This is a genomic window from Natroniella sp. ANB-PHB2 (assembly GCF_046097105.1).
Classification (GTDB): Bacteria; Bacillota; Halanaerobiia; order Halobacteroidales; family Halobacteroidaceae; genus Natroniella.
This window is the reverse complement of record NZ_CP175562.1, coordinates 242,922-264,600: the sequence shown is the minus strand read 5'-3', so window position 1 is coordinate 264,600 and position 21,679 is coordinate 242,922. Positions and strand designations below refer to the sequence as shown.

At 36.8% G+C, this 21,679-nt stretch carries 22 protein-coding genes; 1 reads left to right on the top strand and 21 read right to left on the bottom strand.

Annotated features, from left to right (window positions below; translation table 11 throughout):
- Window positions 1–24 precede the first annotated feature (24 nt).
- Genes ACKF5P_RS01360 through ACKF5P_RS01350 form a run of 3 tightly spaced genes read right to left on the bottom strand, consistent with a single transcriptional unit; the run spans window position 25 to window position 2,539 of the window.
- Entirely contained in the window at window positions 25–867 is an 843-nt protein-coding gene (locus tag ACKF5P_RS01360) for a metal ABC transporter permease (protein ID WP_408955725.1), read from the bottom strand.
- On the bottom strand, window positions 867–1,616 hold the full coding sequence (locus ACKF5P_RS01355) for a metal ABC transporter ATP-binding protein (RefSeq protein ID WP_408955724.1): 750 nt from the start codon (window positions 1,614–1,616) through the stop codon (window positions 867–869). The genes ACKF5P_RS01360 and ACKF5P_RS01355 overlap by 1 nt, the downstream gene beginning before the upstream one ends.
- Complete coding sequence (locus ACKF5P_RS01350; RefSeq protein WP_408955723.1) at window positions 1,616–2,539, bottom strand: metal ABC transporter solute-binding protein, Zn/Mn family; 924 nt, start codon at window positions 2,537–2,539, stop codon at window positions 1,616–1,618. Before ACKF5P_RS01350 ends, ACKF5P_RS01355 begins: the two co-directional genes overlap by 1 nt.
- 264 nt (window positions 2,540–2,803) lie before the next feature.
- Here ACKF5P_RS01350 and mntR point away from each other — a divergent pair, with 264 nt between their 5' ends.
- The gene (gene mntR, locus ACKF5P_RS01345) at window positions 2,804–3,220 is read left to right on the top strand and encodes a transcriptional regulator MntR (protein WP_408955722.1); all 417 of its coding nucleotides are present in this window, start codon (window positions 2,804–2,806) and stop codon (window positions 3,218–3,220) included.
- 204 nt (window positions 3,221–3,424) lie between these two features.
- On the opposite strand, the gene deoC is transcribed toward mntR, so the two are convergent.
- The 18 genes from deoC to ACKF5P_RS01255 all read right to left on the bottom strand — a co-directional run bounded on the left by deoC (window position 3,425) and on the right by ACKF5P_RS01255 (window position 21,589).
- Window positions 3,425–4,078, bottom strand: a complete 654-nt coding sequence (gene deoC / locus ACKF5P_RS01340; protein ID WP_408955721.1) for a deoxyribose-phosphate aldolase — start codon at window positions 4,076–4,078, stop codon at window positions 3,425–3,427.
- Window positions 4,079–4,255: 177 nt separating this feature from the next.
- Window positions 4,256–5,194 carry a transketolase family protein gene (locus ACKF5P_RS01335; RefSeq protein WP_408955720.1) on the bottom strand — a complete coding sequence of 313 codons (939 nt, stop codon included), beginning with the start codon at window positions 5,192–5,194 and terminating at the stop codon, window positions 4,256–4,258.
- Between the two features lie 10 nt (window positions 5,195–5,204).
- Window positions 5,205–6,017: a transketolase gene (locus tag ACKF5P_RS01330; RefSeq protein ID WP_408955719.1), complete on the bottom strand. Its 813-nt coding sequence runs from the start codon at window positions 6,015–6,017 to the stop codon at window positions 5,205–5,207.
- A gap of 2 nt (window positions 6,018–6,019) precedes the next feature.
- Complete coding sequence (locus ACKF5P_RS01325; RefSeq protein WP_408955718.1) at window positions 6,020–6,871, bottom strand: YitT family protein; 852 nt, start codon at window positions 6,869–6,871, stop codon at window positions 6,020–6,022.
- A gap of 57 nt (window positions 6,872–6,928) precedes the next feature.
- Window positions 6,929–7,660: a WecB/TagA/CpsF family glycosyltransferase gene (locus ACKF5P_RS01320; protein ID WP_408955717.1), complete on the bottom strand. Its 732-nt coding sequence runs from the start codon at window positions 7,658–7,660 to the stop codon at window positions 6,929–6,931.
- Entirely contained in the window at window positions 7,650–8,747 is a 1,098-nt protein-coding gene (gene csaB / locus ACKF5P_RS01315; RefSeq protein WP_408955716.1) for a polysaccharide pyruvyl transferase CsaB, read from the bottom strand. Before csaB ends, ACKF5P_RS01320 begins: the two co-directional genes overlap by 11 nt.
- Window positions 8,748–8,935: 188 nt before the next feature.
- The gene (locus ACKF5P_RS01310) at window positions 8,936–10,750 is read right to left on the bottom strand and encodes a DUF5693 family protein (RefSeq protein ID WP_408955715.1); all 1,815 of its coding nucleotides are present in this window, start codon (window positions 10,748–10,750) and stop codon (window positions 8,936–8,938) included.
- 357 nt (window positions 10,751–11,107) lie between these two features.
- Window positions 11,108–11,806, bottom strand: a complete 699-nt coding sequence (locus ACKF5P_RS01305) for a DUF2993 domain-containing protein (RefSeq protein ID WP_408955714.1) — start codon at window positions 11,804–11,806, stop codon at window positions 11,108–11,110.
- An 11-nt stretch (window positions 11,807–11,817) separates the two neighbouring features.
- A complete protein-coding gene (locus ACKF5P_RS01300) occupies window positions 11,818–12,540 on the bottom strand; it encodes a ZIP family metal transporter (protein ID WP_408955713.1) in 723 nt (240 codons plus the stop codon).
- Window positions 12,541–12,585: 45 nt separating this feature from the next.
- Window positions 12,586–13,681 (bottom strand): peptide chain release factor 2 gene (gene prfB / locus ACKF5P_RS01295; protein ID WP_408955712.1). Its coding sequence is split into 2 segments (ribosomal slippage): window positions 12,586–13,608 and window positions 13,610–13,681, totalling 1,095 coding nucleotides; the frame shifts between segments, so codons are not numbered across the junction.
- 93 nt (window positions 13,682–13,774) lie between these two features.
- Window positions 13,775–16,354, bottom strand: coding sequence for a preprotein translocase subunit SecA (gene secA, locus ACKF5P_RS01290; protein ID WP_408955711.1), 2,580 nt, complete (start codon window positions 16,352–16,354; stop codon window positions 13,775–13,777).
- 283 nt (window positions 16,355–16,637) lie between these two features.
- Window positions 16,638–17,186, bottom strand: coding sequence for a ribosome hibernation-promoting factor, HPF/YfiA family (hpf, locus tag ACKF5P_RS01285; RefSeq protein WP_408955710.1), 549 nt, complete (start codon window positions 17,184–17,186; stop codon window positions 16,638–16,640).
- Between the two features lie 155 nt (window positions 17,187–17,341).
- A complete protein-coding gene (locus ACKF5P_RS01280; RefSeq protein WP_408955709.1) occupies window positions 17,342–17,545 on the bottom strand; it encodes a cold shock domain-containing protein in 204 nt (67 codons plus the stop codon).
- A gap of 115 nt (window positions 17,546–17,660) precedes the next feature.
- Window positions 17,661–17,864: a cold shock domain-containing protein gene (locus tag ACKF5P_RS01275; protein WP_408955708.1), complete on the bottom strand. Its 204-nt coding sequence runs from the start codon at window positions 17,862–17,864 to the stop codon at window positions 17,661–17,663.
- A gap of 128 nt (window positions 17,865–17,992) precedes the next feature.
- Window positions 17,993–18,721, bottom strand: coding sequence for an amino acid ABC transporter ATP-binding protein (locus tag ACKF5P_RS01270; protein ID WP_408955707.1), 729 nt, complete (start codon window positions 18,719–18,721; stop codon window positions 17,993–17,995).
- On the bottom strand, window positions 18,708–19,367 hold the full coding sequence (locus tag ACKF5P_RS01265; RefSeq protein ID WP_408955706.1) for an amino acid ABC transporter permease: 660 nt from the start codon (window positions 19,365–19,367) through the stop codon (window positions 18,708–18,710). Before ACKF5P_RS01265 ends, ACKF5P_RS01270 begins: the two co-directional genes overlap by 14 nt.
- 629 nt (window positions 19,368–19,996) lie before the next feature.
- The gene (locus tag ACKF5P_RS01260; protein WP_408955705.1) at window positions 19,997–20,683 is read right to left on the bottom strand and encodes a hypothetical protein; all 687 of its coding nucleotides are present in this window, start codon (window positions 20,681–20,683) and stop codon (window positions 19,997–19,999) included.
- A 147-nt stretch (window positions 20,684–20,830) separates the two neighbouring features.
- Window positions 20,831–21,589, bottom strand: coding sequence for a basic amino acid ABC transporter substrate-binding protein (locus tag ACKF5P_RS01255; RefSeq protein ID WP_408955704.1), 759 nt, complete (start codon window positions 21,587–21,589; stop codon window positions 20,831–20,833).
- Window positions 21,590–21,679 lie beyond the last annotated feature (90 nt).

The window sequence follows — 21,679 nt, the reverse complement described above, 5'->3', positions numbered from 1 at the left end:
TCAATACTCAATGCTCTTAACTACTTATTGCTCTCTATTAGCCAATAGTCCTTCTTGAGGAGAAAATAACAAAGCGATAATGAAGAATATAGTAGCTATAACAACAATAGCAGCTCCTGAAGCTACATTTAAATGAAAAGAAAGATAAAGTCCAACTAAAGCTGATAACAACCCAAAAACACCTGATAAAACCATCATCTCAGATAAGTCATTTGTTAATAAATAAGCAGTAGCTCCCGGAGTAATTAACATAGCAACAACTAAAACAATCCCTACCGTCTGTAAAGAAGCTACTACTATAAAAGAGAGCATCAACATTAATAAATAATGAATCATATCTGTAGGAAGCCCAATAGCTTGAGCCATTGTCGGATCAAATGAAGATAATTTCAACTCCTTAAAGAATAAGATTGTTAATGCTATGACCAAAAATCCTAAGATAGAAATCAATACTAAATCAGTCCTAGAAACCCCCAAGACATTACCAAATAAAATATGAAAGAGATCTATATTAGTTGTAATCTTACTTATAATCAAGATACCTATCGCAAAAGCTGCACTGAACATAATCCCAATCGCCGAATCCTCCTTAATTTTACTATGTTCTGTTATAAATCCAATCCCAAGAGCAGTAGTTACCCCTGTTATAGTTGCTCCTATGAAAAAGTTGATCCCTAACAGATAAGCAATTGCTACCCCAGGCAAGACAGCATGAGAGATTGCATCACCCATTAAGGCCAGTTTACGCAAAATTAAAAGACTACCCAAGACTCCACAACCAACTCCCACTACAATCGCCGCTAAGAAGGCGCGTTGCATAAATTGATACTGTAATGGTGACACTAATAAATCCCATAACAACTCCATTATGTCATCACCACCAAATCATTTTGAACTACAGTAGATTGCTGAGAAAATGTCTGAGATAAATAACTTTGAGTAAAGGTTGCCTTGGTTGGCCCGTAAGCAATAATCTCTTTATTTACCAAAATTAAATTATCAAAATACTTCTTTACCTTCTTTAAATCATGATGAACAACAATCACCGTCTTATCTTCTTTAGAGAGCTGATCAAGCAGACCATAAATTATTTCTTCTGTTGTTTGATCAACCCCTGCAAAAGGTTCATCTAATAACATAATCTCCGCTCTTTGGGCCAATGCTCGAGCCAAAAAGACTCGTTGCCGTTGGCCCCCAGACAACTTACCAACCTGTCGGTTCTGATAATCGAACATTCTAACCTCTTTAAGAGCTTCAGTTACAATCTGGTGATCCTGCTTAGTAGGCCTTTTAATCCAACCTAGATGAACATATCTTCCCATCATCACCACATCATAGACTGAAACTGGAAAATCCCAATCAATATCCTCTTTTTGCGGTACATAAGCCACAGAATTTCTCTTTTGATTAATACAACCCCCTAAGACCTCAACTCTTCCTTGATCCAAAGGTAATAACCCAACAATTGCTTTCATCAAAGTAGACTTTCCTGCACCATTAGGGCCAATAACTCCTACTTTAGAGCCGGGTTGGAGGGCAAAACTTGCCCTCTCTATCACCGGATCATCAGTACCATAAGATACTGTTACATTCTCAACCCGAAGACTCTCTTCCATCACTCTCTCCCCCCTAATGCCTCAACAATAGAAGAGACATTATGTTCCATCATACTAAGATAATTATCATTTTCAGAACCTGGCTCATCTGTAGAATCAGAGTATAAAACTCCCCCAATCGGAACTCCAACCTCTTCAGCCACCCTTTCCATAGGGCGATGAGAGACACTTGTTTCTACAAAGACTGCTTTTACCTCTTGATCCCTAATCGAGTCAATCAAATTAGCAATCTGTTGTGGTGTTCCTTCTTCATGAGAATTAATCTGCCAGATAAACCCTTCTTCAAAGCCATAGGCCTCAACAAAATAACGATAAGCACCTTCACTAGTAACTAAGATCTTATTCTCAACTGGTATCTGCTCTACTTGCTCCTTAATCCATTCATCTAATTCTCCTAATTCCTCTTGATAGTCCACAGCTCTTTGTTGATAATACTCTTCACCCTCTGGATCAAGTTCAATTAAGGCATCACGAATATTAGGAATATAGTAGTCCCTTACCAAAATCGGATCAAGCCAAGCATGAGGATCAGGCTCACCTTGCAACCCAGCGTCATATAGATAAAAAGGTTCAACCCCTGCTGTAACCTCTACCATATTTTGATTAGGAGCAACATTTTGAATTATACTCACTAACCAATGTTCCATCCCTAAGCCATTAGCAAATACTAGATCCGCTTCAGCTACTGCTTGCATATCTTCAGGTAATGGTTCATACTCCTCAGGCTCCTCGCCAATCGGTACCATACTATTCAACTCTACCCTATCACCAGCGACATTTTCCACTAAATCGTGAATAATCGAATATGTAGCCACTACCTTCAACTGCTCATCTTCTCTTGCTTCTTGTACAGAAAGTAATCCTAAAACAATTATAATACAGACAACCGCAATCACCATTCCATTCCTAAAGTTAAATCTCATCTTATCCCCCCTAATTAACTTTTAGTTAACTTCAACTAACAAAGTTAGCCTCAGTTAACTTATTAGCAAACTCAGTAATATAATATGCTTCAAGCAAATAAATGTGAGTTTTTTCTTCTTTTTTTAAATTTGTTACATAGGAATTGTAATAAGTTTAAAACTGAGGTTGAGTTTAAGTCAACCATTAAAAACATAGGGCTTTAGACTTAGACTCAAACTTAAGCTTAATTTTTCAACTATCAACTGTTCTTGAAAGGAGTTGTTATGTTATCACCTAGTCTAGAAGATTACTTAGAAGAGATTTATCGGTTTTCTAAACAAAAAGGCTTCGTCCGCACAACAGATATAGCACTCAAATTAGACGTCTCTTTACCCTCAGTCACCAAGGCAGTCAAAAAATTAACTAGCAAAGGTTATTTAGATTATGAGCGTTATCAAAATATCCAATTAACTTCTAATGGAAAGAAATTAGGTAAGTTTTTAGTAGACAGAAATCGGACTTTACGAGAGTTTTTAGAAGTAATCGGTAGTGATTGTCATCTGGAAGAAGAAGCCGAGGCAATGGAGCATTATCTATCAGAAGAGACGGTTGAGTCTATCACTAACTTGGTCAAATTTTTTGCTGAAAATCCTGACTACCAAAAGGAGCTACTTCAATTCCAAGAAGAGAACAAAGAATGACCATAGGTCATTCTAGTCTAAGTCTAAGTTTAAGGTTAAGTAAAATCAGCCCTAAAAGCAAAAAACCAGCTAGAGAAACCTCTAACCGGCTTAGTAATTTAAAACTATTCAATTATTATGTAAACTTAGCATAATTTTGCCTTGATCTTTTTTTCTTTGCACTTTTCTTTTACCCTTTAACTATTCAATATTCATTATTAAATATTAATTGCTTACTATCTCCACCCCTGAACTAGTTCCAACCCTTGTTGCTCCTGCCTCAATCATCTTCACTGCCTCAGCTTTAGTTCTAATTCCACCTGCTGCTTTAATTTCTAACTCATCTCCTACTACCCCTTTAATCAACTCAAGATCCTCTACCTTGGCCCCGGCAGTCCCAAAGCCAGTCGAAGTTTTAACAAAGTCTGCTCCTACGTCCTTAATAACTTGACAAGCCTTTTTTATCTCTTCCTCAGTCAAATAACAGGTCTCAATAATCACCTTAACTATCGCCTTGTCTTTAGCCTCTCTAACTACAACCCTCATATCATCCCTAACTACATCCCAAGCCTCTGATTTTAAAGCCCCTATGTTAATCACCATATCAATCTCTTGAGCACCATTTTTAACAGCATTCCTAGTTTCAAAAGCCTTAGTCTCAGAAGTGGACTCTCCTAATGGAAATCCAACTACCGTACAAACCTTAACTTCACTATCTGCTAATTGTCGACTAGCCAGCTTGACAAAAGAAGGGCCAACACATACTGAAGCAAATTTATACTCTAAAGCCTCTTGGCACTTGATTTTGATATCTTCACTGACAACATCTGGTCTAAGAATAGTATGATCGATCATAGTTGCTAATTGATTACTATCCATTTTTCTACCTCCATCCAGTAATTTATTAAATAAAGTCCAAAATTATAATTATCAGGAATCAGGAGCCAGTATCAGTAAATTCAAAATCCTATAATTAAAATTTCTTAAAGAACTTGTTCTTACTAATTCCTAGCTCCTAATTCAAAGTTGAACAACTACATTTAGGACTTTACACTCCTATCTAGCAAGTACTTCTTTAACTGCTGTTATAATCTCTTGGGCTGTCAACCCATACTCTTTTAATAATTCTTTAGGTTCTCCTGATTTACCAAATCTATCTTCAATCCCCACTCGTTTTAGTAAAACAGGGTGATTTTCACTTACTGCTTCTGCAATAGCACTACCTAAACCTCCATAGATATTATGCTCTTCGGCAGTTACTGCTGCCCCCGTCTTCTTAACTGAATTAATAACTCCTTCGACATCAAGTGGCTTAATAGTATGAACATTAACCACTTCTGCTTCAATTCCCTCTTTTAGCAACTCTTCTCCAGCTGCTAAAGCTTGGGCCAACATAATCCCAGTAGCAAAGATTGTAATATCACTACCCTCTTCAACTACCTGTACTTGTCCCCATTTAAGTTGATAATCAGCTTCATCAAAAATGGTTGGCGTTCCTACCCGACCAAACCTTAAATAGACTGGCCCTTCATACTTAGCAGCAGCTTTAGTAATAGCTTTAGCTTCTGTATAATCTGCTGGAACAATCACTGTTAGATTAGGAATCCCACGGACAATACTCAAATCTTCGATCGCTTGATGGGTAGCACCATCCGGGCCAACGGTAATCCCAGCGTGAGTAACCGCAATCTTAACATTCAACTTAGGATAAGCAATCGAGTTTCTAATCTGATCTGCTACCCTAGCACTACCAAAGACAGCAAAAGTACTAGCAAAAGGAATCTTACCACAGGTAGCTAAACCAGCAGCTGTCCCCATCATATTCTGCTCTGCAATCCCCATCTGAAAGAATCTATCAGGAAATTCTTCTTCAAAATAACCAGTCCTCGTAGAACCTGACAGATCTGCATCTAGGACAACTATATCTTCTCTCTTTTGACCTAATTCAACTAGTGCTTCTCCATAAGCATTTCTGGTTGGAATCTCCTCTGCCATACTATCCCTCCTATTCTAATTCTACTAATGCTTCCTGATATTTTTCATCATCTGGAGCTTTACCATGCCAAGCAGCAGTATCTTCCATAAAGGAAACACCTTTACCCTTGATCGTATTGGCTACAATCATTACTGGTTGGCCCTTTATCTGATTGGCTTGGTTGAAAGCTGCCCTGACCTCTTCTAGATTATGGCCTTCAATCTCAATCACATACCATCCAAATGCTGAAAGCTTATCTGTAATCGGCTCTACTCCCATAATCTTTTCGGTTCTGTCAACCAATTGGACTCGATTATTATCAACGATTCCAATCAGATTATCCAGCTTGTGATGAGCAGCTGCTAATGCGGCTTCCCACACCTGCCCTTCTTGTAGCTCACCATCACCCAACATTACAAAAACGCGATAATCCTTCTGATCTAATTTACCAGCTAAGGCCATTCCTAATGCAGCAGAAAAACCCTGTCCTAATGATCCAGTAGTCATATCGACTCCTGGCGTCTTATTTAAATCAGGATGCCCTTGTAAGTGCCCTTCTAAAGTCCTTAACTTCATTAAATCTTCCTTAGGAAAGAATCCTTTCTCTGCTAAAGCAGCATACAATACTGGTGCTGCATGGCCTTTAGATAATACGAAACGATCTCTATCTTCCCATTTGGGATTGGTTGGATCTATCTTAAGCTCTTCAAAATATAATACCGCTAATATATCAGCAGCAGATAGAGAACCTCCAGGATGACCAGATCCGGCTGTAGTTAGCATCTCTAAAACATCTTCTCTAATTACTCGTGCTTTATCCTCTAACTCTGTTACCTTGCTCATCCTTAAACCTCCTCAATAATATTTTCTTTAAATCCTTCTCCTAATACTTCACGTACCTCAGTAATAATCACAAACGCATCCTTATCAATAGTATGTACCACATTCTTAAGATCTGATACTTCAGATCGACTAATAATACAAAGTAATATATCTTTATCTTCTTCTGTAAAGCCACCCCGACCATTCAAAATAGTTACCCCACGATCCAATTCATCAATAATCTCTTTTTTAATCTCTCCTGCAAAATCAGAAATAATAAAAGCACCCTTAGAAATATTCGAGCCTTCTTGAACTAAATCAATCGCCGTACTGGTAATTGCTAAAGAGATTAAAGCATATAAAGCCAGCTCAATATTAAAGACAATCCCTGCTAATGAGATAACAAAGAAATCAATAATTAATAATCCCTTTCCAGCACTCAAACCTGTATATTTACTAATTATTTGAGCAACAAGATCGGTACCACCTGTCGTTCCCTTCGATTTAAAGACAATCCCTAAACCAACTCCTGCTAAGCCTCCACCATAAATAGCGACTAATAAAAGATCATCAGTTACAAAAGATAAATGTGGGGCCAATAAATCTGTCGCGACAGATAGAATTATAATTCCATACAAAGTCTTAAATCCAAATTTGGCCCCTAATTCTTTAACTCCTAAAATAAAGAGAGGTACATTCAGAGCTAAAATCACCGTTCCTACTGGCCAATTGAATAGATGATATAATACAGTAGCCAAACCACTGACTCCACCAGCAGCAATTCGATTAGGTACCAAAAAAATAACTAATGCCAATGAAATTAAAATCGAACCAACTGTAATTCCTAAATAATCATAAATATCTTGCCGTGTCATTTCAACAATCCCCTTCCAAAACTTAATACATATTGATATAATGACTACTTACTAAAGTCATTTATTCTTCAATCGCTGCCGAAGAACTTTAAGCACAAATTCAGGTATGGCAACTATTCTACCCGCTCGACTTGGCTCTTGTAACAACCTAAAGAACCACTCCAACCCAAACTTCTGCATTGCGACAGGTGCTCGCCTCTTTTTACCGGCCAAGATATCAAAGACTCCCCCAACTCCAATTCCTACTGGTACTTCTAAAGGAGTTAAATATTTATTTAGCCACTTTTCCTGCAACGGAACTCCCATCCCTACTAATAAAACATCTATCTGATTAGCCTCAATCTCTGCTACTACCTTCTCTTCTAATCTACGATCTAGGTAGCCATGATGGGTTTTGATCATTAAATTAGGATATTGAACTTGAAGATTTTTCTTAGCTTGAGCTGCTATCTCTGGTTCTGCCCCTAAGAAATAAAAACGAAGCCCCATTTGATTGCCCAACTTCAATAATCTTTGAACCAATTCAACACCCGTAACCCTCTCCTTTAACTCTACTCCTAACATCTTAGCAGCCAATAAGAGACCTACTCCATCCGCTAGGGCCAACTCTGCTGAGTTTAAGATCCTCTTTAATTGCTGATCATAGTTGGCCCTAATAATCATTTCAGGATTAGGGGTAACTATTAAATTGGCTTGTCCAGAGTTTAAAAAGGATTCAATCTGACTTAATGCCTCATCTAAAGTCAAATTATCAACTTCAACTCCTAAAATCTCAATTTTATTTTGCATCCTGACCACCAAACAACATTAAAGCTAATTCTAGATTATACCTAGCTAATCCTGCTAATTGATCAACTTTTTTATTTATTTTCCTCTTAATCAGTCCTTTTTTAGCCCATTTGATAATTATTTCTTGACTAAGCTGTTCTACTTGTAAATTATCTATCTGACCCACAGGGGATAACTCTAGACTAGCTAAAAAACTATCAATCTTAGGATCGTAAGCAATTCCAAGCAATGGAATCTTATTCAATGTAGCAAAGATTAAAGAATGTAAACGTACCCCAAGTAACAAATCAACCTGACCAACTAAGCCCAACACCTCTTGTGGCGAATAATCTCCATTAATCATTGCAACCTCCCCTTTCATAAGGTGCTTTAATTTTCGACTAACTTCCAGATCAACAGGATAATGTAAGGGTATTAACAACAGTTGGCCCTCAAGCTCTTCTGCAAATCGCTCTAACACGACAGCTAATCGATTCAAATAACTATTGTCACCCCAAGGTCGAATCGAAATTCCAACCGTCTGCTGAGCTAAATCTATCCCTTCTTCTGCTAAAATAGCCTCAACCCTCTCTTGATTTGCTGGCTGTAACATAAAAACTGGATCAGCAGTCACATAAATCGATTTCTCAATCCCTAACTCCTGTAATAAGCTCTTAGACTTTTGATCACGAACAGTAATTAACTCAACTCGATTAAGTACTGCTCTGACCAATTTTCGATTAAAAGTAGAGTTGATTGGGCCAACCCCCTGAGCACAGAAGAAAACAGGTACTTTTAGCAATTTAGCCAAAACCATAACTGCTAAATAATAAGGGATCGTCTTCATTCCAGTCACATCTTGTAACAGGCTACCCCCACCACTGATCAGTAGGTTGGCCCTTTTTAACTGCTTAATCACTTCAGCTAAGTTGGTTCGACTAATAGCTTCGACTCCATGAAGATCTCTTGTCCAACTAGGGTTAGCAGATAATACAACAATCTCTACTTCTCCAAAGACTTCTTTCAGCCCTACAATTAAAGCTGCTAAGATTGCTTCATCGCCTGCATTGTTAAAACCATAATAACCAGATAAGATAATTCGCTTCATTATTTCACCTCGCTTAAATTGATATATAGCTTAGCTTAAGTCCAAGTCTAAGTTTAAGTAAGAGCTAAAAACCCTTATGTTTTTAACGATTGTCTTAGACTTAACCTCAACCTTAAACTTAAGCTGTTTTGTAATATAGCTTTAATTTTTTATCAGTGCTAATTCGTAACTTAAGCTTTTGATCTTCATTATTCATTATTAAATATTAAATATTCAATAACTATCCCAATTAACCCTCCTAATACTATCCCCTGACTAACCCTAATCAATGAAATCAGCAACGGAGTATGCAGATGAGAAAAAGTATTCAAAATATTGATCTGACCGATCAATCCAACCACTAATAACCAGCTATACCTCTTGGCCTGAGCTGCCAAGCTGATTCCTAACACTAAAACAGGATGTCCAATCAAAAAAGATTTAAAACGTGGTCTAACAGTCAATATTCTCTCCAAATTCTCTCTAACCAATACCTCAGTAGCACTGACTGGAATCACTGGATTATTACCAGTCCGTCCTAAATAGATCAACCCAGCTAAAGAGATCAAAAGTAATATCAACACCTCTTTCCACAAGACAGGTTGTTCTAAAAGCTCTGCTAACTTCTTTTTAACCAGACTCAAATCACCATAATTAACAAACAACCCATAAATAAAACTGATTACAAGCGGTAGCATGAAAGCCAATTTAACTCCTCTAAACTGCCTAATCTGCAGTAAATATCGTCCATCTGCTAATAAAGCACTAATAATCAATCCACCCACAATACTGCTCAAACTGACCTGCAAAAACAACTTAAGTACTTGACCCCGCCTCAAAGAATTATTAATCTTATTAATCAAATAAATAAAGATATAACAAGGCAGACTGATAGCAATTACTAAAGCCAACAGCTCCAAACTACGATCAACTCCCACTAAATGACCAATTACTAATAAAACGACTCCACCCACTAAAGTATAAACCCAACTAACACCTACCAGTTTAAATAGCAAACTATTTGCTAGTACTATTAAAATTGCTAATACTAACCTTAGCTCTAGCTGTTCATCTAAATCAGCAAATGGAGTTGCCTCTGCTAAGATATAATTCTCTGCTTCTAACCTCTTAGCTAACTCTTCTATAAATTTTAATGTATCATCCGACTCAGTAAATGGCTTTAAGTATAAAGTTCTTACATTTCTCTCCCTAACTGCCCGTAAATAACGGGCCAACGTCCGCTCAATCCCTAAAAAATCTAACTCTGCCTGATCCAAACTATGCACCCGTATTGCTTCTAGATTCAGTAGCTGGGCCAACTCTCCACTTCCACTCTGCTGTGCAATAAAGGGCTCAATCATCCCGAGCTTAATCCCTCTCGCTCTTAACTGTTGAGCAGTTAGCTTAAGCCTGTCAGGATAACCTACAACCTCCTCTCCACTGAAGATAACTTGCTGACTACCCTCTATCCCAGCCAATAGATTATCCAACTCCTGTGGCTCAATCTCTGTTGGAATTCGGGGAATAATCTGTAGCCCTAAATCAGATAATAACTCTACCTTCTGCTCAGAAAAATAGAGTGGGAATTCTAATAATTCTTCTTCATAATCAGTAACCTTCAACCCTTGCTCTTCAGTCCACTCTACAATTACCCTATTAACTAAGATTTCTTCTAGCTTATCTAATAACTGCTGATTATCACTGGTAAGATATAATTCACCAGAGCTAAGTTTTGGAATCTCAGCTAATTGTCCAGACAAACCACTGACCTGATGGCCTTGATAATAACTCAACTCACCATCGGTAGCCAACTGCTCTAAATTATCCATCTCTAAAGCGATTGTAGTCAAACCCATCTCTTTTAACTGCGGTAATAATTCATCCTGCTTAAACTCCCGTAACAAACTATAATCCATCACCAATTCCACAGTTCTATTCTGACTTTCCACTCGATGACGTTTAGATACTAAAAGACCTGTTAAAACTAAGATTGCTATTAAGGTTATAGTTAGTAGTTTCTTCATTTTGGTCAACTCCGTTATATTACTTGTAATTGATATTAAGTGGCACTTTGAGTGCCACTGAGCTATCAGCTATGAGCCTTCAGTCGTCAGCCAGTTCAAAACCTTTAAAACCAAAATCTAAAATCACTTAACCCCTTGAAACCAAAAGCTTAAAGCTTGTTTTGAATTTGATTTTATGGTTTTCTTTTTAGCTGATAGCTGATAGCTGATGGCTGATAGCTGATGGCTGACCGCTGACCCTACGAGTTCCAAAATTCCAAGAACTCTCCGTAACAAAAACCGTTCGCTATGTGGCACAAAAGTACCACAACAAAAAAGACCCCTCTCTTTATTTAAGATAGGGATCTTAATGATTAATTATTCTCTTGTACCACCCAATAACTGCAAACTACCTTCCTCAATATTAACCTCAGTAAGTTCTAGAGGAAGAGGAAAATCAGCCAAACTGATCTTAAAACTTAATTCATCCTTCAACTGTTCAATTACACTGGTTGAAATTACAATCTGATCAACTGCTAACTTATCTGAATTGAATATTAAAGTCTGATGATCATAAATACTGAACCCTCCAGTTAACTGCAGACTTAAATCGGTATTAAAGAACCTTAAATTACCTACCATCACCATCTGATCAGATGTTAAATCAATTCGAAAAGAGTCTAAGATATCCAATTCTGATCTAGTAGCTAAATAATGATTTAAATCCTTATCGGTCAGTTCAACTTCAAGTTCAGTATTCTCACCTTGTCTGACCTGCCACTGCTCAGATGCGTCCTTGACCAATTTTAAATCACTATAACTGGCCTCTAGCCGTTCTAAAGTAAGCTGTTCACTGACTAAATTATTGGCTTTAATTTCTAACTGATCAACCCGACCTGTCAATAACTTAATAGCTGGAAAAGAGTTGATTCTGACCTTTAATTCTTCATAATCATCTAATTCTTGGCTTAAACTAGTTTCTAATCTAGTAGAAAAAATTCGTGGTAAGATAAATTGGCTAGCTACTAACAGTAATAACAACAGTATAATTGCTGGTTTGATTAACTTTTTCAACACCTTTTTCACTCCTAAACTAAGATTGTGATTAAAACTCCAGCTACTAAGCCTAAGATGACACCAGTAGTAGCTTGAACTCTATGACGAAAGTTATAAGCACTAGGAATTAACTCAAAAGTAGTAATATATAACATAGCCCCTCCAGCAAAACCTAATGTAATCGCTAGTACAAGTGGAGATATATAACCAAGTAATGAACCGGCTAAAGCCCCCAGTCCCATTGGAACCCCAGGTAAAATAGTAGCTAATAAAATTTTGCCTGCACTCCAGCCACCTGCCTTTAAAGCAGTAGCCATCGATAGCCCTTCTGGGAAATTATGGAGAGCCATAAGTACAGCCAAACCAAACCCTAAATCTGTCGTAACCAGATAACCAGCTCCAATAGCCAAGCCCTCTGGAAAATTATGCAGACTAATCCCAATCCCAAGTAAAATTCCTGTTTGAACATACCAATCTTCGATCTTTTCTAACTTAAAATAATAAGCCGTTAGATCCAAAGCTACTAACCCAAAAAAAACTCCTATCACAGCAGCTACAAAACTACCATATTCAATCGATGCTGGGATTAAATCAACCACTACAATCGATAACATCATCCCACCTGTTAATCCCAATAGCAAACTAACCGATTTATCATCAGGTTTCCGCCATAAAATAATGCTAGCACCACCTAATCCAGTACCTAACATTCCAGCTAGCAACCCAACACCTGTCGTCATTAAGATCTGTTCCATCAAGTCACCTCACATATTAATCTATATATGTGAGGCATTGACAGGTTATTCTTCTTTTAGATAGGCTTCAATAAATAAATCTAGATCACCATCAAGTACTTGCTCAGTCTTTCCACTCTCCATATCGGTTCGATGGTCTTTAATCATCTGATAAGGATGGAATACATAGGATCTAATCTGACTACCCCAAGCTATTTCCTTATGCTCACCCCGTAATTCATCTATCTTCTCTGCTTGCTTCTCCTGAAGATAATCGAATAATTTGGCCTTTAAGATCTTCAAAGCACCTTCGCGATTCTTATGCTGAGAGCGTTCATTTTGACACTGAACTACAATCCCTGTCGGCTGATGAGTAATCCTGACAGCAGAATCGGTCGTATTGACATGCTGACCTCCAGCACCGCTGGCCCGATAAGTCTCTATCCTCAGATCATTTTTATCAATTTCAACCTCAATGTCATCATCAACTTCAGGCATTACATCGACTGAAGCAAAAGAAGTATGCCTTCGCCCTGAAGAATCAAAAGGAGAGATTCTGACCAATCGATGAACCCCTTTTTCTGACTTGAGATAACCATAAGCATACGGGCCAACAATCTGCAAGGTCACACTCTTAATCCCAGCTTCCTCTCCTGCCATAAATTCTAAGGTATTAACTTGATAACCATGTTGTTCAGCCCAACGAGTATACATTCTTAATAACATCTGAGCCCAATCCTGAGACTCTGTCCCACCTGCCCCTGGATTGATCGCTAATAAGGCATTATTATCATCATACTTTCCTGATAACAATGTCTGTAACTCAAGTTGTTCTAAATCCTTAGTAAGTGGGCCAATTCTACTTTCAACATCAGCAATCACCTCTTCGTTCTCTTCCTCTAAAGCTAACTCCAATAACAGACTGAGATCTTGATGCTCTTCCTCCAACCGATCAAAGCTCTTAATCTTACCTTTAAGATTACTCCCTCGTTTAGCAATCTTTTGAGCCTTTTCACTATCATTCCAAAAATCAGGTTGGGCCATCTGCTCATCTATCTCTTCTTTTTTAGTTACTAATTGATCATAGTCAAAGAGACTCCCTCAGATCTAATAATTTATCTTCAATTTCTGCTAACTTAGACTTTAACTCTTGTTCTTGCATTCAATCACCCCATGTTTGCTGTCAGCTATCAGCCCTCAGCTATCAGCTTTTGTTCTTTAGCTGACGACTGATGGCTAACGGCTGACGGCTAATTTATTTATCAATACAGCATTTTTTATACTTCTTACCACTACCACACGGACACGGATCATTACGTCCCGGTTCCTCTTCCTTAACGATTGGTTGTCGTTTGATCTCTTCTTTTTTTCCACCAGCTTGAGCTTGCTGCTCTTGCTGAGGCTGATTGGCAGTATCATAAGCTGTCATCAGTGGTCTTCGCTCATAATTTAAATGTTGCGGTCTTTTTTGTTCAGAATCTTCCTTAACAATTTCAATCGTGAATATATACTTGATAATATCCTCTCTAATCCAAGAATTCATCTGCTTAAACATTTCAAAACTTTCAAGTTTATACTCTACTAATGGATCACGTTGTCCATAAGCTCTCAGACCAATTCCCTGGCGTAATTCATCCATTGCTTTTAAGTGATCCATCCATTTTTGATCAATCACCTTTAACATTACTAATTTAGCTAGTTTATTCATCTTTTCAGCAGTTATCTCTTTTCGTTTAGCTTGGTAAGAATCCTTAAACTGAATAAATAAATCTTCCTTAATCTCTTCAGCTCTTAACCCTTCTAAATCTTCCTCAGTCAGTTCAACCTCTAATGATAAATTTTCTAAATAATTGATTAACCCAGCTAAATCCCAATCACTAGAGGCCAAATCTTCATCAGCATAGATCTCTACTACTTCATCTAACCATCTATCTGCCATACCAAATAAGATCTCCTCAAACTCTTGACCGGTCAAGACCTTACGGCGCTGTTCATAGATAACCTTCCGCTGACCATTTAAAACATCATCATACTCCAAAATATTCTTTCTGATTTCAAAGTTACGATCCTCTACCTTCTTTTGGGCATTGGCTAATGATCTTGTGATTAATTTATGCTCAATCGGTTGATCATCTTCTAAACCTAGAGTATTCATCACCCCTGAAATCTTATCCGAACCAAACAAACGCATCAAATCATCTTCTAAAGAGACATAAAAACGAGAAGAACCAGGATCTCCCTGACGACCTGAACGACCACGTAACTGATTGTCAATTCTACGACTCTCATGGCGTTCAGTACCGATTACATGTAAACCCCCTAGATCTACAACCCCTTCTCCTAAGACGATATCAGTTCCTCGACCGGCCATATTAGTAGCAATCGTAACTGCCCCTTTTTGACCAGCCCGTTTAATAATCTCTGCTTCCCGTTCATGATGCTTAGCATTCAAGACCTCATGGGGTACATGGGCCTGCTTCAACTTTCTGCTCAACTTCTCCGAATTTTCAATTGAAACTGTACCAACCAAGGCGGGTTGGCCCTTCTTATATCTTTCCTTGATATCTTTAACTACAGCATTGAATTTTGCTTCTTCAGTCTTATAGATCACATCAGGTAAATCTTCTCTAATTACCGGTTCATTAGTCGGAACTACAACTACATCAAGATCATAAATCTCATCAAATTCACTCGCTTCCGTCTCCGCGGTACCGGTCATCCCTGCTAATTTATTATACATTCTAAAGAAGTTCTGGAAGGTAATACTTGCTAAAGTCTGACTCTCGCGCTGAATTTTGACCCCTTCCTTAGCTTCAATAGCTTGGTGTAATCCATCACTGAATCTACGTCCACTCATCAAACGTCCAGTAAATTGATCAACAATATGCACTTCATTATTCTTAACTAAATAATCCTGATCCCGTTTCATTAAGGCATAAGCTTTTAAAGCTTGATTTAAATGGTGTAAGTGATCTAAATATTGATTGTCATATAAGTTATCAATCCCTAACATCTTCTCTACCTTATCTATTCCTGATTCATTAAGACTGATCGATTTTGCCTTCTCATCAACTTCATAATCTTTATCTTCGCCTTGCTCTAATCTAGGAGCAATCTTGGCAAATTTATAATATAGTTTAGGTGATTGTTGAGACGGTCCTGAAATAATTAATGGTGTTCGTGCCTCATCAATCAAGATACTATCGACCTCATCTAAGATAGCATAATTTAACTCTCGTTGTACCAACTGCTCTTCATTAGTTGCCATATTACCTCTTAAATAATCGAATCCAAACTGATTGTTCGTTCCATAAGTAATATCAGCTTGATAAGCTTCCCTCCGCTCTTGATAATCCATATCTTGAAGGATAACTCCTACTTCTAACCCGAGGAATTCATAGATTTGGCCCATCCACTCTTGATCACGTTCAGCTAAATAATCATTAACTGTAACAATATGAACCCCTTTACCGGTTAATCCCTGGAGATATGCTGGTAAAGTAGCAGCTAAAGTTTTACCTTCTCCAGTCTTCATCTCAGCAATCTTCCCTTGAAATAAGACAATCCCTCCAATCAATTGAACATCATAATGTCTCATTCCCACAGTCCGCTTCGCAGCTTCTCTAACAACAGCAAAAGTTTCTGGTAATAAATCATCTAAACTCTCTCCAGCTTCCAATCTAGACTTAAACTCATCAGTCTTGGCCCGTAATTGTTGGTCAGTTAGATCAACAATATCACCTTCTAAACGATTAATTTCTTCAACCAATGGCTTCAACTTCTTAAGTTTCTTCTCATTAGGATCAACAAATAACTTTTTTAGAAAACCAAACATTTTTTACCCCTCTCGATTTATTATTGACATGACTTAAGTTTAAGGCTGAAGTTAAGGCTAAGTCAACCATTAAAAACATAAGAACTTAGGTCTTACTTAAACTTAGACACAACCTTAAACTTATTAGTTATAATATATCTTAAAATTCAATGATATAACTTACCCATTTTAATTTTAGAGTCCATTATCTATTATACCACTTAACCACCCAATAGGCAAACAAAGAAGCTAGTTGCCTAGGCAACTAGCTTCTTTGTTTGGTTAAGATTTTGCTTATACCCATTTAAATTGTCGGTTCAATCAAACCATAGTTTCCATCATTTCTCTTATAAACAACATTTACCTCTTCAGTATTGGCATTAGAGAAGACAAAGAAATCATGATCTAATAAATCCATCTGCATTACTGCTTCCTCAACCGGCATCGGTTTAATAGCAAAGCTTTTCGTTTTAACAATCTTAGCAGCTAAATCTTCATCCTCTTCATCTTGCATTACATTCTTTCCTAACTGTTCCTTAAAATCTAACTTTTCTCTTCTTAGCTTATTGCTAATTCTAGTTTTGTATTTGCGAACTTGTCGTTCTAGTTTTTCAATTACACCATCAATAGAAGCATACATATCTCCAGTTTCTTCTTCACCACGCAAAATTAAACCATCAGCAAATATAGTTGCTTCAACTATATGCCTTTCTTTATCCACTTCAAGAGAAACCTGACATTCAATTACAACATCTTCATCAAAATACTTCTTCAACTTTCCAATTTTCTCTCGAGCATAATTCCTTAAAGCATCAGTAATTTCAATATTTTTTCCTCTTACCATAAACTTCATATAGGATCAACTCCTTTTTTAAAGAAAATGAATGTATATTATGTCTTTCTTCATCAGTTTACATTCTCCTGCTTAAAAATTCTTTTATTTTATATTATATACTAAAAAAAGACCCTGGATAAATCCAGGGTCTTTCATTTATGTCAATAATAAGCTTACAATTTAGTTACATTATCAGCTTGTGGTCCTCTGTCGCCTTCAACGATTTCAAATTCTACTTCTTGACCTTCGTCTAAAGCTTTGAACCCATCTTCTTCAATTGCTGAGAAGTGTACAAATACGTCGTCTCCTTCTTCTCTTTCAATAAATCCATACCCTTTTTCATTGTCAAACCATTTTACGCTACCTGTTAATTTCATTAATTTATTCCTCCTAATTTTTGTTACTGATCAAGCTAAATTCATCATCCTACAACTTAACTCAAATTACTAATTTATAGTTATTTTTCAGTTATAGTCAATAATAAAGATAAACTTACAGTTTAGTTACTTTGTCAGCTTGTGGTCCTCTGTCGCCTTCAACAATTTCAAACTCTACTTCTTGACCTTCCTCTAAAGCTTTGAACCCATCTTCTTCAATTGCTGAGAAGTGCACAAATACGTCGTCTCCTTCTTCTCTTTCAATAAATCCATACCCTTTTTCATTGTCAAACCATTTTACGCTACCTGTTAATTTCATTAATTCATTCCTCCTATTATTTCTTACCTTTAAAATTTTAGCAGTCTTTCAACTTGCTATTCTAAATATAACATATATATTAAAAGTTGTCAACAAAATTACAGAAAATAATTTGTCTTTTTGACAGATTATAAAATTTTAGCCAGAAACTCCTGCGTCCGATCCTTTTGAGGGTTGCCAAATATCTGTTCTGGCGGGCCAACTTCTACAATCAATCCTTGATCCATAAATAAAACTCGATCTCCAACCTCTCGAGCAAAACCCATCTCATGAGTTACAACTACCATAGTCATTCCTTCCTCAGCTAAGTTCTTCATTACCTCCAATACATCTCCAACCATCTCAGGGTCCAGAGCAGAGGTTGGTTCATCAAATAACATAACCTTAGGCTGCATCGCTAATGCTCTAGCAATTGCAATCCTTTGTTTCTGTCCACCTGATAACTGTTGAGGATAAGCAGTTGCTTTATCCCGCAACCCAACCTTATCTAGTAGATCATAAGCAATATCTTCAGCCTGGTTAGGCTCAACACCCTTAACCTTAACAGGGGCCAACGTAATATTTTGCACTATATTTTTATGAGGAAAGAGGTTGAAATGTTGAAAGACCATCCCTGTCTCCTGCCTTATTTTATTTATATCCACTTGCGGAGAATTTATTTGTTCTTTATCAATCCAAACTTTACCTGAAGTAATCTCCTCTAGCCGATTCAGACAACGCAAGAACGTACTCTTCCCTGAACCACTTGGCCCGATCACTACTACAACTTCACCTTGCTTAATCTCCTCATTAATCCCAGACAAAACTTCTAAATCCCCAAAACTTTTATGCAGATTCTCTACTTTAATCACCGACATTCAACCTCCTCTCTGCATAATTGACCAATCTAGTCATAATAAAGGTCATAATAAAGTATAAAAATGCTACCGCAGTAAAGATCAAAAAGGACTCATAAGTTCGACTGATAATCAATCGACCTTGTCTTGTCAGATCTCTGACAGCAATCACCGATACCAAAGATGAATCCTTCAACAAAGCAATAAATTCATTACCCAGCGGCGGAATGACCTGCTTAATAGCCTGTGGTAAAATTACATACTTCATTGCTTGTGGATACGACATCCCCAATGAACGAGCAGCTTCCATTTGGCCCGTATCGATCGCATTAATACCTGAACGAACTATCTCTCCTACATAAGCACCACTATTTAATCCTAACCCCAAAATTGCAGCTACATATGATTGAATATCTACTCCTAAATTTGGCAAACCATAATAGAGTAAAAATAGCTGAATCAGTAAGGGAGTTCCCCGAAAAAATTCAATGTAAGCCTTAGCCAACCCTTTAAATAATCTATTCCGTGATACTCGAGCCAATCCTAAGATCGTTCCAATCGCAATCCCAATCATCACAGCAAAAAATGTTAATCTAATCGTCATTCCCGCACCTTCCAATAAATACGGCAATGCTTGCCTCAAAACGGCTATCTTATCACCCATCATCAATCCCAATCCTTTCTTATTAACTTAAATTTAAATTTGATTTAAATATTCTAAAAAATAATCTACTTAATAAAACAAATGTAAGTTTTATTGACCAAAATAATTATACAGCATTCTTATTATTTATTCAAGAGGAATTTAATTCAACTATCGTATGCTTCAACTAATTGATATATTGTGTCACTTTTCCTTTATAAAAATCACACTCAAAACCATGTTTACGAAAAAATTAAAAATCAAACTTTCTTCCGTGCTACCTTTTTTCTTGATAAAAAAGTAGCCAAAAAATCAAGAAGAATTTGAATTTGTGCAACTATTAAAATCAAATCTCTCTTACTTAAAACATTAAGATCAATCTGTAAAATTATCTGCCCTTATCGCAGTCGCATAATTCTTCCAATAAAATCAAAACCCTGCAATCTAAAATTTAATCATTAAGGACATTTTGCAGTAATATCTATATTTTTAACAAATTATTATTTTAAATTAGTGTTAATTTGCGTTCATTCGTGGTTCCCTGTTTTTTTGAAAGTGCCACAATATTGTAATAAAGCTACAATTTCATCTCTAATCTAAAAAGTACACAACAAAAAAACTCAGTAGGAAATTTCCTACTGAGTTCTTTATAATTAGAAATTATATGAATAAACAGGCCCAATGAACTCCCCGACAGATAAATAAAGTTCTCCACCGATTGCATTTTCCACCTTATCATATGCTTTTTCTATATAAGTTGGCGATGCAAACTTATAAATTGCATTCCCAGCTAAAATTAACCCTAAGTAATTATCATAACCTATATTATAAATAGTTGACTCACTGTTACGAGCTAAAAAATAAAGTGCCCCTCCAGTACTGGTAATTGCACTTGCAAGCCTTAACTGTCTAGACCTTGTAGCTAAATAATTTAAAGAATCAAATGATGCAAGCTCTTTATGATTGGCAGGATATGATTTAATCCCCTCATACTCTTTCTCTATAACAGTTGGAATGAATAACTGCTGCAATCCAGCTAAGCCTAATCCTATTCCAGTAATTAACCCTGTATCATTAATTAAATCCTCACCTGTACTGGCAGTTAAAAGAATTCTAGTTCCCCCAGCAGCTAAAAGAGTCTTACCTCTGATCATTCTCCTTGAATAGGCACGATTAGAAACATTCTTTAAAGTTATTTCAGCTACACCAGAATCTTCTCCATTCTCTTCCAGTACTTTTTCTAGCACCTCTTTTCCAATCACCTCATTGGCCATAGCAGAAACTGAAAACAAACTTACAATTAATAAGATTAGTACTGTAAATAATACTCTTTTTTTCATATTAATTATTCCTCCCTTGTTTAATAATAACATTTAATTAATTATATTCTATATTAACTTATTATTTCCTTTATTCTAAATATAAAAAAGACAACAGGTCTCCCTGCTGCCTTTTCATCTACACTATTTGATTAGTTTTAATCAACTTTATTCAAACCATTTACTAAAGATCTCATCATAAGTGCTATCTTCTTTAATTTCTGCCAATGCTTCATTAATATTTTCTACTAATTCTTCTTCACCTTGACGCATTGCCATTCCATAAAATTCTTCAGTAAATGGATCACCTACAATTTCAACTCCACCTCGTTCTTGAATATAATCCGCAGTTACCGGCAAATCATTAACAACTGCATCGATCCGACGATTATTTAGATCTTCAAAAGCCTCAGGAATTACATCATAACGATTAACTTCCACATCATCCATCTCACTAACTACTATATCTCCTGTCGTTCCTAACTGTACTCCAACTGTTTTTCCTTCTAAATCATCTAAATCTTGAATCTCGTCATTATCTTCTAGAACTGCAATTACCTGCCCTGCATTGAAGTATGGATCAGAAAAATCAACTGCTTGCTCTCTTTCTTCTGTAATCGTCATCGCAGAAATAATCAAATCATACTCATTTGCTTGTAAGCCAGGAATAATCCCATCAAAAGCCGTATCTTGAAGTTCAACTTCAATCCCTAACCGATCTCCAATCTCATTGATTAGATCAACATCAAAACCAACGATCTCATTATCTTCATCGCGAAATTCAAACGGGCGATACGCAGCATCCATTCCTACTGTCAAAGTTCCTTCCTCTTCAATTCGCTCCCAAGCTGTTCTATCATCTTGAGCACAACCTACCATTGCCAATAACCCTACCAATAAGAAAATTAATAACGTCTTTTTCATCATTTATCTTCCTCCCTAATTTTTAACTCATATCAGTAATTATACACAATTACGCATAAAAATTCAAGAGGGGATTGCAAATTCAGGTTAAGG